Source organism: Citrobacter sp. C1 (assembly GCF_014596895.2).
In the GTDB taxonomy this organism is placed as follows: Bacteria; Pseudomonadota; Gammaproteobacteria; order Enterobacterales; family Enterobacteriaceae; genus Citrobacter; species Citrobacter gillenii.
In genome coordinates, this window is the sequence record NZ_CP115035.1 from 4245449 (window position 1) to 4261757 (window position 16309).

General features: G+C 52.9%; 13 protein-coding genes. 10 read left to right on the forward strand and 3 right to left on the reverse strand.

The annotated features are described in order from the left end of the window. Nucleotides 1-61 precede the first annotated feature (61 nt). The gene (gene araD, locus IB214_RS20380; protein ID WP_117342327.1) at nt 62-757 is read left to right on the forward strand and encodes an L-ribulose-5-phosphate 4-epimerase; all 696 of its coding nucleotides are present in this window, start codon (nt 62-64) and stop codon (nt 755-757) included. Nucleotides 758-800: 43 nt separating this feature from the next. Here araD and IB214_RS20385 read toward each other — a convergent pair whose 3' ends face one another. Beyond that, the gene (locus IB214_RS20385; protein ID WP_115259478.1) at nt 801-1187 is read right to left on the reverse strand and encodes a DUF4751 family protein; all 387 of its coding nucleotides are present in this window, start codon (nt 1185-1187) and stop codon (nt 801-803) included. Nucleotides 1188-1714: 527 nt separating this feature from the next. Between IB214_RS20385 and polB the strand changes: the two genes are divergently transcribed. The 3 genes from polB to rluA all read left to right on the forward strand — a co-directional run bounded on the left by polB (nt 1715) and on the right by rluA (nt 7819). Continuing rightward, nucleotides 1715-4066, forward strand: a complete 2352-nt coding sequence (polB, locus tag IB214_RS20390; protein WP_117342328.1) for a DNA polymerase II — start codon at nt 1715-1717, stop codon at nt 4064-4066. A 175-nt stretch (nt 4067-4241) separates the two neighbouring features. After that, nucleotides 4242-7148: an RNA polymerase-associated protein RapA gene (gene rapA / locus IB214_RS20395; protein WP_115259479.1), complete on the forward strand. Its 2907-nt coding sequence runs from the start codon at nt 4242-4244 to the stop codon at nt 7146-7148. Nucleotides 7149-7159: 11 nt separating this feature from the next. Next, on the forward strand, nt 7160-7819 hold the full coding sequence (rluA, locus tag IB214_RS20400; RefSeq protein WP_115259480.1) for a bifunctional tRNA pseudouridine(32) synthase/23S rRNA pseudouridine(746) synthase RluA: 660 nt from the start codon (nt 7160-7162) through the stop codon (nt 7817-7819). Between the two features lie 104 nt (nt 7820-7923). Here rluA and djlA read toward each other — a convergent pair whose 3' ends face one another. After that, on the reverse strand, nt 7924-8736 hold the full coding sequence (gene djlA / locus IB214_RS20405) for a co-chaperone DjlA (RefSeq protein WP_096758333.1): 813 nt from the start codon (nt 8734-8736) through the stop codon (nt 7924-7926). Between the two features lie 255 nt (nt 8737-8991). Here djlA and lptD point away from each other — a divergent pair, with 255 nt between their 5' ends. The 6 genes from lptD to apaH are packed head-to-tail and all read left to right on the forward strand — an operon-like array spanning nt 8992 to nt 15732. Further along, on the forward strand, nt 8992-11346 hold the full coding sequence (gene lptD / locus IB214_RS20410) for an LPS assembly protein LptD (RefSeq protein ID WP_117342329.1): 2355 nt from the start codon (nt 8992-8994) through the stop codon (nt 11344-11346). A 54-nt stretch (nt 11347-11400) separates the two neighbouring features. Next, on the forward strand, nt 11401-12687 hold the full coding sequence (surA, locus tag IB214_RS20415) for a peptidylprolyl isomerase SurA (RefSeq protein WP_096758335.1): 1287 nt from the start codon (nt 11401-11403) through the stop codon (nt 12685-12687). After that, nucleotides 12687-13679 carry a 4-hydroxythreonine-4-phosphate dehydrogenase PdxA gene (gene pdxA / locus IB214_RS20420; protein ID WP_117342330.1) on the forward strand — a complete coding sequence of 331 codons (993 nt, stop codon included), beginning with the start codon at nt 12687-12689 and terminating at the stop codon, nt 13677-13679. Before surA ends, pdxA begins: the two co-directional genes overlap by 1 nt. Further along, a complete protein-coding gene (gene rsmA, locus IB214_RS20425) occupies nt 13672-14493 on the forward strand; it encodes a 16S rRNA (adenine(1518)-N(6)/adenine(1519)-N(6))-dimethyltransferase RsmA (RefSeq protein ID WP_096758337.1) in 822 nt (273 codons plus the stop codon). Before pdxA ends, rsmA begins: the two co-directional genes overlap by 8 nt. Nucleotides 14494-14495: 2 nt before the next feature. Continuing rightward, nucleotides 14496-14873 (forward strand): Co2+/Mg2+ efflux protein ApaG, encoded by a 378-nt coding sequence (gene apaG, locus IB214_RS20430; protein WP_096758338.1) that lies wholly within the window; start codon nt 14496-14498, stop codon nt 14871-14873. Nucleotides 14874-14883: 10 nt separating this feature from the next. Next, complete coding sequence (gene apaH / locus IB214_RS20435) at nt 14884-15732, forward strand: bis(5'-nucleosyl)-tetraphosphatase (symmetrical) ApaH (protein ID WP_115259484.1); 849 nt, start codon at nt 14884-14886, stop codon at nt 15730-15732. Between the two features lie 96 nt (nt 15733-15828). Here apaH and folA read toward each other — a convergent pair whose 3' ends face one another. Further along, nucleotides 15829-16308, reverse strand: coding sequence for a type 3 dihydrofolate reductase (folA, locus tag IB214_RS20440; protein WP_117342331.1), 480 nt, complete (start codon nt 16306-16308; stop codon nt 15829-15831). Between the last annotated feature and the right edge of the window lies 1 nt (nt 16309).

The window sequence follows — 16309 nt, forward strand, 5'->3', positions numbered from 1 at the left end:
CCGGCCTACAAATCACCGTAGGCCGGATAAGCGTAACGCCATCCGGCATTCAGGAGTTAACATGCTAGAAGATCTTAAACGTCAGGTCCTGGAAGCGAATCTGGCGCTGCCAAAGCACAACCTGGTGACCCTCACCTGGGGGAATGTCAGCGCCGTCGACCGTGTACATGGCGTGTTCGTGATCAAACCTTCCGGTGTTGATTACAGCGTAATGACCGCGGACGATATGGTAGTGGTCAGTATTGCCACCGGTGAAGTGGTGGAGGGGCAGAAAAAACCGTCTTCCGATACGCCCACTCACCGTCTGCTGTATCAGGCTTTCCCGAGCATTGGCGGTATTGTCCACACCCATTCACGTCACGCGACGATCTGGGCACAGGCGGGTCAGTCGATTCCAGCCACAGGAACGACCCACGCAGACTATTTCTACGGCGCTATTCCCTGCACGCGAAAAATGACCGATGCAGAAATTAACGGTGAATACGAGTGGGAAACCGGGAATGTGATCGTTGAATCCTTTGAAAAACAAGGTATTGATGCGGCACAAATGCCAGGCGTACTGGTACATTCTCACGGCCCGTTTGCATGGGGTAAAAACGCCGAAGATGCCGTTCATAACGCGATTGTGCTGGAAGAGGTTGCCTATATGGGGATCTTCTGCCGCCAGCTCGCACCGCAGCTACCGGATATGCAGCAAACGCTGCTGGACAAGCATTATCTGCGTAAGCACGGTGCTAAAGCCTACTACGGACAATAATCTTCTTTATAAGCGCGTAGATAAACTACGCGCTCCAGTATCATTATTCGCTGAAGTATTCAGCAAAGGAAGCTTGATATACGCAATCATTTGAGCAGAGATAGTCAATTACAGTATCACAATGCCCATTATCTTGATCGCCCTCCACACAATGGAAAAAGACATAATCTGAAATTGTAGTCTGCCACTTCTGACCATTCACCACGTAATTAATAACCGTATCACGATGACCGTTACTTTTATCACTACCCTGCCAATGGAAAAAAGCATTGCCATCATCAATAACTTCAGCATTCCACAGTTGACCGTTCCATGTTTTATATAAAATAAATTTACTCACGGTCTTTACAGCAGGGTTAGCCAGCAATGTATTAACAAACATATAGTTACTGTACTTGACGCTAAGTTGCTGTTTAGAGAAAATATTCATAAAGACTCCATTCTCATATTAATTACATGAAATATAATAAACATTTGAAGTATCCCAGTTAGCGCTAGAAATAAAATTATATTAAAATAAAAATCAAATAACACAGAGAGATAACCCGACGAAATCGAACTGAAATCCGTTTTTATTCAACAATAGAATCCCAGTTAAATATATTATATTTAACCTACTAGCCCGAACACTTCGAATAAAATTCTTACACCAACCTGTAATAAACACAAATAGAAAAAACATAATTTTCCATTTCCGAGAAATTAGTTGCATAATTAAATAAGCACAATTCCTAAAAATCGACAAAAATCCGGAAATGGACTTGAATTCAACTCGCAATATATAAATCAGATAAGTAATAAAAAATTAAAAAAGTAAGCCTACGAATAAAATAATTCATCCACCCAAATCTTCATCCTCGTATTCATGAATCAAATTCGTCATAAGCTGTATAAAAAAACAGTACAACCAGATAAACCAGGCTATAATCATGCCGGGTTTTTTGATGGGTACGCAGCGTGGCGCAGGCAGGTTTTATTTTAACCCGGCACTGGCGGGATACCCCACAGGGGACAGAGGTTTCATTCTGGCTGGCAACGGACGACGGGCCATTGCTGGTCACGCTTGCGCCGCAGGAGTCAGTTGCCTTCATCCCAACCAGCCAGGTTTCCCGCGTTACTTCACTATTACGCGCAGAAAACGGCTTTCGGCTGGCTCCGCTTAACCTGCAAGATTTTCATCGCCAGCCCGTTTCGGGGCTGTACTGCCGATCCCATCGCCAGTTGATGCGTCTTGAGAAGCTGCTACGCGAAAATAGCGTCACGGTCTATGAGGCCGACGTGCGTCCGCCGGAACGTTATCTGATGGAGCGCTTTATCACCTCCCCCGTTTGGGTGGATGGCGATCGGTATAACGATACGCTGATCAACGCGCGGCTGAAGCCAAACCCGGACTATCGCCCCCCCTTAAAATGGCTATCGCTGGATATCGAAACCACGCGGCACGGCGAGCTTTACTGCATTGGTCTCGAAGGCTGCGGACAGCGTATTGTCTATATGCTCGGCCCGGCCAACGGTGATGCCTCACAACTTGATTTTGAACTTGAATATGTGGCGAGCCGTCCGCAGTTGCTGGAAAAGCTCAACGCGTGGATAGCCCACCACGATCCTGATGTCATCATCGGCTGGAACGTCGTGCAGTTCGATTTACGTGTCCTGCAAAATCATGCTGAGCGTTACCGAATTCCCCTGCGTTTTGGCCGTGACAACAGCGAACTGGAATGGCGCGAGCACGGTTTCAAAAACGGCGTTTTTTTCGCCCAGGCCAAAGGCCGCCTGATCATTGACGGCATTGAGGCCCTCAAATCCGCGTTCTGGAACTTTTCCTCGTTTTCGCTGGAAACGGTGTCGCAGGAGCTACTGGGTGAAGGGAAATCAATTGATAATCCCTGGGACCGCATGGACGAAATTGACTGCCGATTCGCTCAGGATAAGCCCGCGCTTGCCACTTATAATCTCAAAGACTGTGAACTGGTCACACGCATCTTTCATAAAACCGAGATCATGCCGTTTCTGTTGGAGCGCTCAACGGTCAACGGTCTGCCGGTCGACAGGCACGGTGGCTCGGTTGCGGCATTTGGTCATCTCTATCTTCCGCGCATGCACCGTGCCGGTTACGTTGCGCCAAATCTCGGGGAAGTCCCCCCCCATGCCAGCCCCGGCGGCTATGTGATGGACTCGCGTCCTGGTTTCTACGACTCGGTGCTGGTTCTGGATTACAAAAGCCTGTACCCGTCTATCATCCGCACCTTTCTGATCGATCCGGTGGGACTTATCGAAGGTATGGCGCAGCCGGATCCTGAACACAGCACTGAAGGATTCCTTGGTGCCTGGTTTTCGCGCGAAAAACACTGCCTACCGGAAATAGTGACCCAGATCTGGCACGGGCGTGACGAAGCAAAACGCCAGGGAAATAAGCCGCTCTCGCAGGCGCTCAAAATCATTATGAACGCCTTTTACGGCGTGCTAGGCACCACGGCATGTCGATTTTTCGATCCCAGACTGGCCTCGTCGATCACCATGCGCGGGCATGCGATCATGCGCCAGACCAAAGCGCTGATTGAAGCGCAGGGTTATGACGTTATCTATGGCGATACCGACTCAACGTTTGTCTGGCTCAAAGGCGCACACGCGGAAGAGGATGCGGCAAGGATTGGTCGGGAGTTGGTCCATCATGTCAACACCTGGTGGGCGCAGTCGCTGCAACAACAAAACCTGACCAGCGCGCTCGAACTGGAGTTTGAAACCCATTTTTGCCGCTTTTTGATGCCGACCATTCGCGGCGCGGATACGGGCAGTAAGAAGCGCTACGCCGGGCTCATTCAGGACGGGGACCAGCAGCGCATGGTCTTCAAAGGATTGGAAACCGTACGCACTGACTGGACACCGCTGGCACAACGGTTCCAGCAGGAACTCTATTTGCGGGTCTTTCGCCAGGAGCCGTATCAGGATTTTGTCAGGGAAACCATCGACAGCCTGATGGCCGGTGAACTGGACGATCAGCTGGTTTACCGTAAGCGCCTGCGCCGCCCGTTAAGCGAATATCAGCGTAATGTCCCGCCCCACGTTCGCGCCGCGCGGCTTGCCGATGAACAGAACGTCAAGCGAGGCCGTCCGCCGCAGTATCAAAACCGTGGCACCATAAAATATGTCTGGACGATAAACGGCCCGGAACCTGTGGATTATCAGCTCTCTGCGCTGGATTATGAGCATTATCTTACGCGCCAGATACAGCCGGTTGCCGAGGGAATTCTTCCCTTTGTTGATGATAACTTTGCTACACTACTCACAGGGCAACTGGGGTTATTTTGACGCGTGACGAAACCGTCGCCATCCAGTACCATAGCGCCCTTTCCATTCCTGGACCCATTTAACACCACTACCACTGATTCACTAGCCTGGTAGCGGGGTCGTATGCTCTGAAAACTCGGGTTACCCGATACATGACGAGTATTGCCTGCAATTAAAGATATAGAGCCGAACACATATGCCTTTTACACTTGGTCAACGCTGGATCAGCGATACAGAAAGCGAATTGGGACTTGGTACCGTTGTCGCCATGGATGCGCGAACCGTCACCTTACTTTTCTCATCGACGGGTGAAAACCGTCTGTATGCGCGCAGTGACTGCCCTGTGACCCGCGTGATGTTCAATCCTGGTGATACGATCACTAGCCATGAAGGCTGGCAATTGCATGTCGATGAAGTAAAAGAAGAAAACGGACTGCTTGCCTATATCGGAACCCGCCTTGATACCGAAGAAACCGGCGTCGTGCTGCGCGAAGTCCTGCTCGACAGCAAGCTGGTGTTCAGCAAACCTCAGGATCGTCTGTTTGCTGGCCAAATCGACCGTATGGACCGCTTTGCGCTGCGCTATCGTGCGCGTAAATTTCAGAGCGAACAGTATCGTATGCCGTGGAGTGGTCTGCGCGGTCAACGTACCAGCCTGATCCCCCACCAGCTTAATATTGCCCATGATGTCGGTCGTCGCCATGCCCCTCGCGTTTTGCTGGCAGATGAAGTGGGCCTGGGAAAAACCATTGAAGCCGGGATGATCCTGCATCAGCAACTGCTGTCCGGTGCCGCCGAACGCGTGCTGATCATCGTCCCTGAGACGTTACAGCACCAATGGCTGGTCGAAATGCTGCGCCGTTTCAACCTGCGCTTTGCGCTGTTTGATGATGAGCGCTATGCCGAAGCGCAGCACGATGCCTACAACCCGTTTGAAACCGAGCAGCTTGTCATCTGCTCTCTGGATTTTGCGCGTCGTAGCAAGCAGCGTCTGGAGCATTTGTGTGAAGCAGAATGGGACCTGTTGGTGGTCGATGAAGCTCATCACCTGGTGTGGAGCGAAGATGCGCCAAGCCGCGAGTATATGGCGATCGAACAACTGGCCGAGCGCGTACCGGGCATCTTGCTGCTGACCGCAACGCCGGAACAGCTGGGTATGGAAAGTCACTTTGCGCGTTTACGCCTGCTGGACCCAAGCCGTTTCCACGATTTCGAGCAGTTTGTTGAAGAGCAAAAAAATTACCGTCCGGTAGCCGATGCCGTCGCCATGCTGCTGGCAGGCAATAAACTGAGCAACAATGAGCTGAACATGCTCGGCGATCTGATTGGCGAGCAGGACATCGAGCCGCTGCTGCAAGCTGCTAACAGCGATCGTGAAGATGCCCAGAGCGCGCGCCAGGAACTGGTTTCCATGCTAATGGACCGCCATGGCACCAGCCGCGTACTGTTCCGTAACACCCGTAATGGGGTGAAAGGTTTCCCGAAACGCGAACTGCATACTATTAAGCTGCCGCTGCCGACCCAATACCAGACAGCAATCAAAGTCTCCGGCATTATGGGCGCACGTAAAAGCGCAGAAGAGCGCGCCCGCGACATGCTCTATCCAGAGCAGATTTATCAGGAGTTCGAAGGCGATACCGGCACCTGGTGGAACTTCGACCCACGCGTTGAATGGTTGATGGGCTACCTGACCAGTCATCGTTCGCAGAAAGTACTGGTTATCTGTGCGAAAGCGACCACCGCGTTGCAGCTGGAGCAGGTGCTGCGCGAGCGTGAAGGCATTCGCGCTGCCGTATTCCATGAGGGTATGTCGATCATCGAACGTGACCGTGCTGCCGCCTGGTTTAGCGAAGAGGACAGCGGTGCGCAGGTAATGCTGTGCTCGGAGATCGGTTCTGAAGGCCGTAACTTCCAGTTCGCCAGCAACCTGGTGATGTTTGACCTGCCGTTTAACCCGGATCTGCTGGAACAACGTATTGGACGTCTGGACCGTATTGGTCAAGCGCACGATATTCAGATCCACGTCCCGTACCTGGAAAAAACCGCCCAGTCCGTGCTGGTGCGCTGGTACCACGAAGGTCTGGATGCGTTTGAGCATACCTGTCCGACCGGGCGTACGATTTATGATACGGTCTATAACAACCTGATTGGTTATCTGGCGGAGCCGGAAAACAATGAAGGATTTGATGATCTGATCAAAGCCTGCCGTGAACAGCATGACGCACTGAAAGCGCAACTGGAACAAGGGCGCGACCGTCTACTCGAGATTCACTCCAACGGCGGCGAAAAAGCGCTGGCGCTGGCTGAGAGCATTGAGGAGCAGGATGACGACACCAGCCTGATCGCCTTCGCCATGAACCTGTTTGATATCGTCGGTATTAACCAGGACGATCGCGGGGACAACTTAATTGTGCTGACGCCGTCCGATCATATGCTGGTCCCGGATTTTCCGGGGTTGCCTGAAGACGGCTGCACCATTACCTTTGAGCGAGATATTGCACTGTCGCGTGAAGACGCCCAGTTTATCACCTGGGAGCATCCGCTGATCCGTAACGGTCTGGATCTTATCCTGTCTGGTGATACCGGCAGCAGCACCATATCTCTGTTGAAAAACAAAGCATTGCCGGTTGGTACCCTGCTGGTTGAACTGGTGTACGTGGTCGAAGCGCAGGCACCGAAGCAACTGCAGCTCAACCGCTTCCTGCCTCCGACGCCGGTGCGCATGTTGCTGGATAAAAACGGTAACAACCTCGCCGCTCAGGTGGAGTTTGAAACCTTTAACCGCCAGCTCAGTGCCGTTAATCGCCATACCGGTAGCAAGCTGGTCAACGCCGTGCAGCAAGATGTCCATGCGATTCTGCAGTTGGGTGAAGCGCAGGTTGAGCAATCTGCCCGCGCGCTGATCGACGCCGCACGTAAAGAAGCGGATGAGAAGCTGTCTGCAGAACTGTCGCGTCTGGAAGCGCTGCGCGCCGTTAACCCGAACATCCGTGATGACGAACTTGCCGCGATTGAAAGCAACCGTCAGCAGGTGATGGAAAGCCTGGATCAGGCCGGCTGGCGTCTGGATGCCTTACGCCTGATCGTCGTGACGCATCAGTAACGGAGCCATACATGGGGATGGAAAACTACAATCCGCCGCAGGAACCCTGGCTGGTTATCCTGTATCAGGATGAACACATTATGGTGGTCAACAAGCCGAGCGGCTTGTTGTCCGTGCCGGGTCGCCTTGAAGAGCACAAAGACAGTGTGATGACGCGTATTCAACGCGACTATCCACTGGCAGAATCAGTGCATCGCCTGGACATGGCCACCAGCGGCGTGATTGTAGTGGCGCTGACCAAAGCGGCAGAGCGCGAGCTAAAGCGTCAATTTCGCGAGCGCGAACCGAAGAAGCAGTATGTCGCACGCGTGTGGGGGCATCCCTCACCCGCCGAGGGACTGGTGGATTTACCGCTGATTTGCGACTGGCCGAACCGACCAAAACAGAAAGTCTGTTATGAGACGGGCAAAGCCGCGCAGACTGAGTATGAAGTCGTGGAATTCGCGGCGGATAATACCGCGCGGGTGGTGCTGAAACCCATTACCGGGCGTTCTCATCAGCTACGCGTGCATATGCTGGCGTTAGGGCATCCGATTCTGGGTGACCGCTTCTATGCCCCGCCGGAAGCCCTGGCGTTAGCGCCACGCCTGCTGCTGCATGCCGAGATGCTCACCATTACTCATCCCGAGTATGGCAATAGTATGACCTTTAAAGTCCCGGCAGATTTTTAAATTTTGTGCTGCTCTGTGCCGGGGGCGCTACGCTTGCCCGGCCTACATTCTTCAACGTAGGCCGGATAAGGCGCTAGCCGCCATCCGGCAACTTATTCTGCCGCTTACTTGAAGCCTTTCTGTTCTTTAATTAACTCATAGGCCTTTTGAATTTCCTGCGCTTTCTGCTTGGCCATTTCCATCATCTCCGGCGGTAGTCCTTTCGCGACCAGCTTGTCGGGATGGTGCTCGCTCATCAGTTTACGATAAGCGCGCTTAATAGTAGTGGCATCGTCGGTCGCTTTAACACCCAGCACATTACACGCATCTTCCAGCGTCGGGCCACGCTGTGCCTGCTGCCAGCCACCGCCAGACTGTTGCTGATATCCACCACCAAACTGCGCACCACCCTGCATCATGCGCAGATACTGATCAAATTGCGCGCGCGAGATCCCCAGCTCTTCAGCAATCACATATAGCACTTCACGTTCGTTAGGATGCAGCGACCCGTCCGCAAACGCCGCCTGGATCTGGATCTCCAGAAACATACGGATCAGGTCGAAGCGGCCAAAACAGACGCTGCGAAACTGGCGCATTTTTTCACGTAATGGGTAATTGTCTGATTTTCCCACCCGGAAGGCATGCTGCGCAGCGGTTCGTGAGTCACCGTGTAAATTCATCCGGTCCATCAGCTGGCTGGCGATATGAATATCGGCTTCCGTGACACGTCCTTTTGATTTGGTCAGGTGTCCCATCACCTCAAAGGTGGTGGCAAAAAACAGCGCCTGACGTTCACGTTGATTGGCAAACCACGCCATTTTGCGCATGCGGGCTTTGTCGAACATATGACCCACAAGCAGGCCTAAAACCACGCCCCAGAAGCCGCCGCCCATCATTAAGGCCACGGCGACACCAATAATCTTTCCCCAATACTGCATAGACTCCCCAAATCTTTACGCTGCCAGCCGGGCTATGTACCACAATATAAGGTGCTTTTACCGTTTTACGGCAGCGGTCAATTGTGGGACATCGCCTATAATTTGCATTATCATACCTGTCATTCAATGCCGTGCCTAACACCACGGATGCCTAAATGGGCAGGATTAACACTAGCGCAGTGAAGATGAGATAAGTTAGGCTGTGACCGTTTGTCACGCGCGACGCTACTGATGATGGAACAATAAATACAACGTATGAAAAAACGTATTCCCACTCTTCTGGCCACCATGATTGCCAGCGCCCTTTATAGTCAACAGGGTCTGGCAGCCGATCTCGCCTCACAGTGCATGTTGGGCGTGCCAAGCTATAACCGTCCTCTGGTGCAGGGCGAGACCAATGAATTACCTGTTACCATCAATGCCGATCACGCGAAAGGGAATTACCCGGATGACGCCGTGTTTACTGGCAACGTGGATATCGCACAGGGTAACAGCCGCCTGCAGGCTGACGAAGTGCAGTTGCACCAGAAGCAGGCCGAGGGTCTGCCGGAGCCGGTACGTACCGTCGATGCGCTGGGTAACGTCCACTATGATGACAATCAGGTCATTCTGAAGGGGCCGAAGGGTTGGTCAAATCTGAATACCAAAGATACCAACATCTGGGAAGGTGACTATCAGATGGTCGGTCGTCAGGGACGCGGTAAAGCCGACCTGATGAAACAGCGTGGTGAAAACCGCTACACCATTCTGGAAAACGGGAGCTTCACTTCCTGTCTACCAGGTTCCAATACCTGGAGCGTTGTCGGTAGCGAAGTGATCCACGATCGCGAAGAACAGGTTGCGGAAATCTGGAACGCCCGCTTTAAACTGGGTCCGGTTCCGGTCTTTTACAGCCCGTATATGCAACTGCCCGTCGGCGATAAACGCCGCTCCGGTTTCTTGATCCCGAACGCAAAATACACTAGCAATAACTATTTTGAGTTCTACCTGCCGTATTACTGGAACATCGCGCCCAATATGGACGCCACCATCACCCCGCATTACATGCACCGTCGTGGCGGCGTGATGTGGGAGAACGAATTCCGTTACCTCAGCCAGGCGGGTGCCGGTTTGATGGAATTCGACTATTTGAACTCCGATAAAGTCTACGAGGATGAAAACTCGAAGGATGACAACTCACGCCGCTGGTTGTTCTACTGGCAACACGCTGGCGTGATGGACCAGGTGTGGCGCTTCAATGTCGACTACACCAAGGTCAGCGACTCTAGTTATTTCAATGACTTTGATAACAAGTACGGTTCCAGTACCGACGGCTACGCCACGCAGAAATTCAGCGTCGGCTACGCGGTACAGAACTTTGATGCGACAGTTTCTACCAAACAGTTCCAGGTCTTTGGCGATCAGAACAAGAGTAGCTATTCCGCCGAGCCACAGCTAGACGTTAACTTCTATCAGAACGATGTTGGTCCGTTTGATACCCGCGTTTATGCACAGGCAGTGCATTTCGTCAACACGACCGACAACATGCCGGAAGCAACGCGTTTACACCTCGAACCGACCATCAATCTGCCGTTGTCCAATCAGTGGGGAAGTATCAACACTGAAGCCAAAATGCTGGCTACGCACTATCAGCAGAGTAATCTTGACGATTACCCTCAGTATGACGAGACCGTAAACCGTGTGATGCCGCAGTTTAAAGTCGACGGTAAGATGATCTTTGAACGCGATATGGCAATGCTGGCACCGGGTTATACCCAGACGCTGGAGCCGCGCGCGCAGTATTTATATGTGCCATACCGCGATCAAAGCAACATTAATAACTACGACTCTTCCCTGCTGCAAGCTGACTACAGCGGCCTGTTCCGTGACCGCACCTATGGCGGTTTGGACCGTATTGCCTCGGCCAACCAGGTAACGACCGGGGTCACATCTCGCGTATATGATGACGCCGCCGTTGAACGTTTTAACATTTCTGTGGGTCAAATCTACTATTTCACCGAGTCTCGCACCGGTGATGACAACATAGAATGGGAGAATGATGACAAAACCGGTTCACTGGTGTGGGCAGGCGATACCTACTGGCGTATCTCCGAACGCTGGGGTTTACGCAGCGGGATCCAGTACGATACCCGTCTGGACAGCATCGCGACCAGCAACAGCAGTATCGAATACCGTCGTGACGAAAACAGTTTGCTGCAGTTGAACTACCGTTACGCCAGCCCGGAATACATCCAGGCCACACTGCCGAATAACAGTGCTGATAAAAATAAATGGAATCAGGCACAGTATGAAAACGGGATTTCTCAAGTGGGCGCCGTGGCCAGCTTGCCGATTGCTGACCGCTGGTCAATTGTCGGGGCTTATTACTTCGATACGAACGTCAATAAACCTGCTGACCAGATGCTGGGCGTGCAGTACAACTCCTGCTGTTATGCCATTCGCTTTGGCTACGAGCGTAAGCTGAACGGTTGGGATGATACGCAAAAACACGCGATTTATGACAACACGATCGGCTTTAACATCGAACTCCGCGGTCTGAGCTCTAACTATGGTCTCGGCACCAACCAAATGTTGCGTTCGAACATTTTGCCGTATCAAAGCGCTTTATGATCTGATTGATTTAAAACGTAATCCGCATTGCGGTTAATTAATAATGGAAAAAGTATGAAGAACTGGAAAACGCTGCTTCTCGGTATCGCCATGGTCGCGAATACCAGTTTCGCTGCCCCACAGGTAGTCGATAAAGTCGCAGCCGTCGTCAATAACGGTGTCGTTCTGGAAAGCGACGTTGATGGCTTAATGCAGTCAGTAAAACTTAATGCGGGTCAGGCGGGTCAGCAATTACCCGACGACGCAACGCTGCGCCATCAGATCCTCGAACGTTTGATCATGGATCAAATCGTTCTGCAGATGGGTCAGAAGATGGGGGTGAAAATCACTGATGAGCAGTTGGATCAGGCCATCGCCAACATCGCTAAGCAGAACAATATGACACTGGACCAGATGCGCAGTCGTCTGGCCCACGATGGTCTGAGCTATTCGACCTATCGTAACCAGATCCGTAAAGAGATGACCATCTCTGAAGTGCGTAACAATGAAGTTCGCCGTCGCGTCACCATTCTGCCGCAGGAAGTGGATGCTCTGGCTCAGCAGGTTGGCAACCAAAATGATGCCAGCACTGAGCTGAACCTGAGCCACATTCTGATTCCGTTACCGGAAAACCCATCCTCCGACCAGGTTAATGAAGCAGAAAGCCAGGCGCGTGCTGTCGTCGAAGAAGCACGTAACGGTAGCGATTTCGGTAAACTGGCGATCACCTATTCCGCAGACCAGCAGGCGCTGAAAGGCGGCCAGATGGGATGGGGACGTATTCAGGAACTGCCAGGCATCTTTGCACAGGCACTAAGCACTGCGAAAAAAGGCGATATCATCGGCCCGATTCGTTCAGGTGTCGGCTTCCACATTCTGAAAGTCAACGATATGCGTGGCCAGAGCCAGAGCATCTCCGTAACGGAAGTTCATGCCCGCCATATCCTGCTGAAACCGTCTCCGATCATGACCGATCAGCAGGCGCGTCTGAAACTGGAGCAAATCGCGGCTGATATTAAGAGCGGTAAAACGACCTTTGCCGCCGCGGCTAAAGAGTTCTCTCAGGATCCTGGCTCTGCAAACCAGGGCGGCGATCTGGGTTGGGCGGCAGCGGATATTTTCGATCCAGCCTTCCGCGATGCGCTGACCCGACTGAACAAAGGTCAGATGAGCGCTCCGGTGCACTCCTCTTTTGGCTGGCACCTGATCGAACTGCTGGACACGCGTAACGTTGATAAAACTGACGCCGCGCAGAAAGACAGAGCCTACCGCATGCTGATGAACCGTAAGTTCTCAGAAGAAGCGGCGACCTGGATGCAAGAACAGCGTGCCAGCGCGTACGTTAAAATTCTGAGCAACTAATGGTCCGTACTCAACGCGTTGTCATCACTCCCGGCGAACCCGCCGGGATTGGTCCGGACCTGGTGGTCCAGCTTGCGCAGCGTGAGTGGCCGGTTGAACTCGTCGTCTGCGCCAATGCCGCGTTACTTTCGAACCGAGCAGCTACGCTCGGTTTACCGCTTTCGCTCCTCCCCTACTCTCCTGATATCCCAGCCAAACCACAAGCAGCGGGCACATTGACGCTGTTACCGATTGCGCTGCGGGCCCCTGTCATTGCGGGGCAACTGGCGGTAGAGAATGGACCGTATGTGGTTGATACGCTGGCTCGCGCATGCGACGGTTGCTTACACGGTGAATTCGCCGCGCTGATTACTGGCCCGGTTCACAAGGGCGTGATCAACGATGCCGGCGTGCCGTTTACCGGACACACTGAGTACTTTGAAGAACGCTCGCAGGCGAAAAAAGTCGTGATGATGCTGGCGACCGAGGAGCTGCGCGTTGCCCTGGCAACCACGCACCTGCCGCTCAGAGACGTTGCCGATGCCATTACGCCCACACTACTGCGGGAAGTGATCGGCATTCTGCACCATGATTTACGTACCAAGTTTGGCCTGAACGATCCGCAGATTCTGGTCTGCGGCCTGAACCCACATGCGGGGGAAGGCGGTCATATGGGGACGGAAGAGATCGATACGCTCATTCCAGTACTGGATGAAATGCGTGGTCAGGGAATGAAATTACGCGGTCCACTGCCCGCAGATACTCTGTTTCAACCTAAATATCTCGATAGCGCGGATGCCGTGCTGGCAATGTACCACGATCAGGGTCTCCCCGTGCTAAAATACCAGGGATTTGGTCGCGGTGTGAATATCACACTGGGCCTGCCCTTTATTCGCACATCCGTTGATCACGGCACCGCACTCGAACTTGCGGGTCGTGGGCAAGCAGATGTCGGCAGTTTTATTACGGCGCTTAACCTCGCCATCAAAATGATTGTTAATACTAATGAATAATCGAGTCCATCAGGGCCATTTAGCCCGTAAACGTTTCGGGCAAAACTTCCTCAACGATCAGTTTGTGATCGAAAGTATTGTCTCTGCGATCAACCCGCAAAAGGGTCAGGCCATGGTCGAAATCGGCCCGGGCCTTGCGGCATTAACCGAGCCGGTAGGTGAACGTCTAGACAAGCTCACGGTCATTGAACTGGACCGCGATCTGGCCGCACGCCTGCAAACGCACCCGTTTTTAGGGCCGAAGCTGACTATCTATCAGCAAGATGCTATGACCATGGACTTCGGCGAGTTGTCGCAAACCCTGGGTCAGCCGCTGCGCGTATTTGGTAACCTGCCATACAACATCTCCACACCGCTGATGTTCCATCTTTTTACCTATACTGATGCCATTGCCGACATGCATTTCATGTTGCAAAAAGAAGTGGTCAACCGTCTGGTTGCAGGGCCAAACAGTAAAGCGTATGGTCGACTAACCGTTATGGCACAATATTACTGCCAGGTGATCCCGGTACTTGAAGTACCGCCATCCGCGTTCACGCCTGCGCCTAAAGTTGATTCCGCCGTTGTACGCCTGGTCCCTCACGCGACAATGCCGTACCCGGTCAAAGACGTTCGCGTCCTGAGCCGCATTACGACCGAAGCGTTTAACCAGCGCCGTAAAACGGTACGTAACAGCCTCGGTAATCTGTTCAGCGTTGAAGTGCTGACGGAACTGGGTGTTGATCCGGCGCTGCGAGCGGAAAATATCTCTGTCGCCCAATACTGCCGGATGGCTAACTATCTGTCAGAAAAAGCGTCATCGAAGGAGAGTTAAGCATGATCAATTCGCCCCGAGTGTGTATTCAGGTACAAAGCGTCTATATTGAGGCGCAATCCTCACCTGATGATGAACGTTACGTTTTTGCCTATACCGTAACCATCCGCAATTTGGGGCGAGCGCCGGTGCAACTGTTGGGACGTTACTGGTTGATTACCAATGGTCATGGCCGTGAAACCGAAGTTCAGGGTGAAGGTGTGGTTGGCGTTCAGCCCCACATTGATCCCGGTGAAGAGTACCAATATACCAGCGGCGCGGTGATTGAAACCCCGCTGGGCACCATGCAGGGTCATTACGAAATGATCGATGAGAAAGGCGTTGCCTTTACCATCGATATTCCCGTATTCAGGCTCGCCGTTCCAACGCTCATCCACTAAAACAATAGCTATGGCAACATACCTCATTGGCGACGTTCACGGTTGTTACGACGAACTGATCGCATTGCTGCATCAAGTCAATTTTGCCCCTGGGAAAGATACCTTATGGCTCACAGGCGACCTGGTCGCGCGTGGCCCCGGCTCGCTTGACGTACTGCGTTATGTCAAATCGCTCGGCGACAGCGTAAGGTTAGTCTTAGGTAATCACGATTTGCACCTGCTGGCCGTATTTGCAGGCATCAGCCGGAATAAACCCAAAGACCGGCTCACGCCGCTACTCGATGCCCCGGATGCGGATTCTCTGCTGAACTGGCTACGTCGCCAACCGCTGTTACAGGTTGATGAAGAGAAGAAGCTGGTGATGGCGCATGCCGGGATTACACCACAGTGGGATCTCCAAACCGCGAAAGACTGCGCCCGCGATGTCGAAGCCGTGCTGTCGAGCGACTCGTACCCGTTCTTTCTTGATGCCATGTATGGCGACATGCCAAATAACTGGACGCCGGAACTGACCGGATTGGCACGCCTACGTTTTATTACTAACGCCTTTACCCGCATGCGTTACTGTTTCCCGAATGGCCAGCTGGATATGTACAGCAAAGAGTCGCCGGAAGACGCGCCCGCTCCACTGAAACCGTGGTTTGCCATCCCAGGCCCGGTCAGTGACGCCTATAGCATTGCCTTTGGGCACTGGGCCTCGCTGGAGGGTAAAGGGACGCCGGAAGGGGTTTACGCGCTGGATACAGGCTGCTGTTGGGGCGGGGATCTCACCTGTCTGCGCTGGGAAGACAAACAGTACTTTACTCAGCCGTCAAATCGCCATCTGAAGCTGGATCCCGGCGAGGCGGTAAACGCCTGAAATGTTTATGCCTGATGGCGCTACGCTTATCAGGCCTACTCCAGTGCCGGATGTAGGCCTGATAAGGCGTTTCGCCGCCATCCGGCAATTACATGATTAACGACGTTCCAGAACTTCGAAGCAATAGCTGTGTGAGTTTTGCGCGTCGGCATCGTGGAATTCGCTAAAAACGGATTCCCAGTCATCCGGCTCGTAGTCCGGAAAATGCGTATCCCCTTCGACTTCTGCATCGATATGCGTCAGATACAGCTTCTGTGCTTTAGGCAGGAACTGCTCATACACGCGCCCACCGCCAATCACCATAATCTCGGGTTCATCGCCACAGGCAGCAATCGCCTCATCAACAGACTTCACCCACTGCACGCGATCGTCGGTGCCCGGCTTGCTGCTGATGACGATATTTTTACGCCCTGGCAACGGTCGGCCGATGGATTCCCAGGTATGGCGCCCCATAATAACCGGCTTATTTAAGGTGTTACGTTTAAACCAGGCGAGATCGGCAGGGAGGTTCCACGGCATGGCGTTTTCCATACCGATGACGCGATCTACCGCTAACGCCGCAATCAGACTGATCATT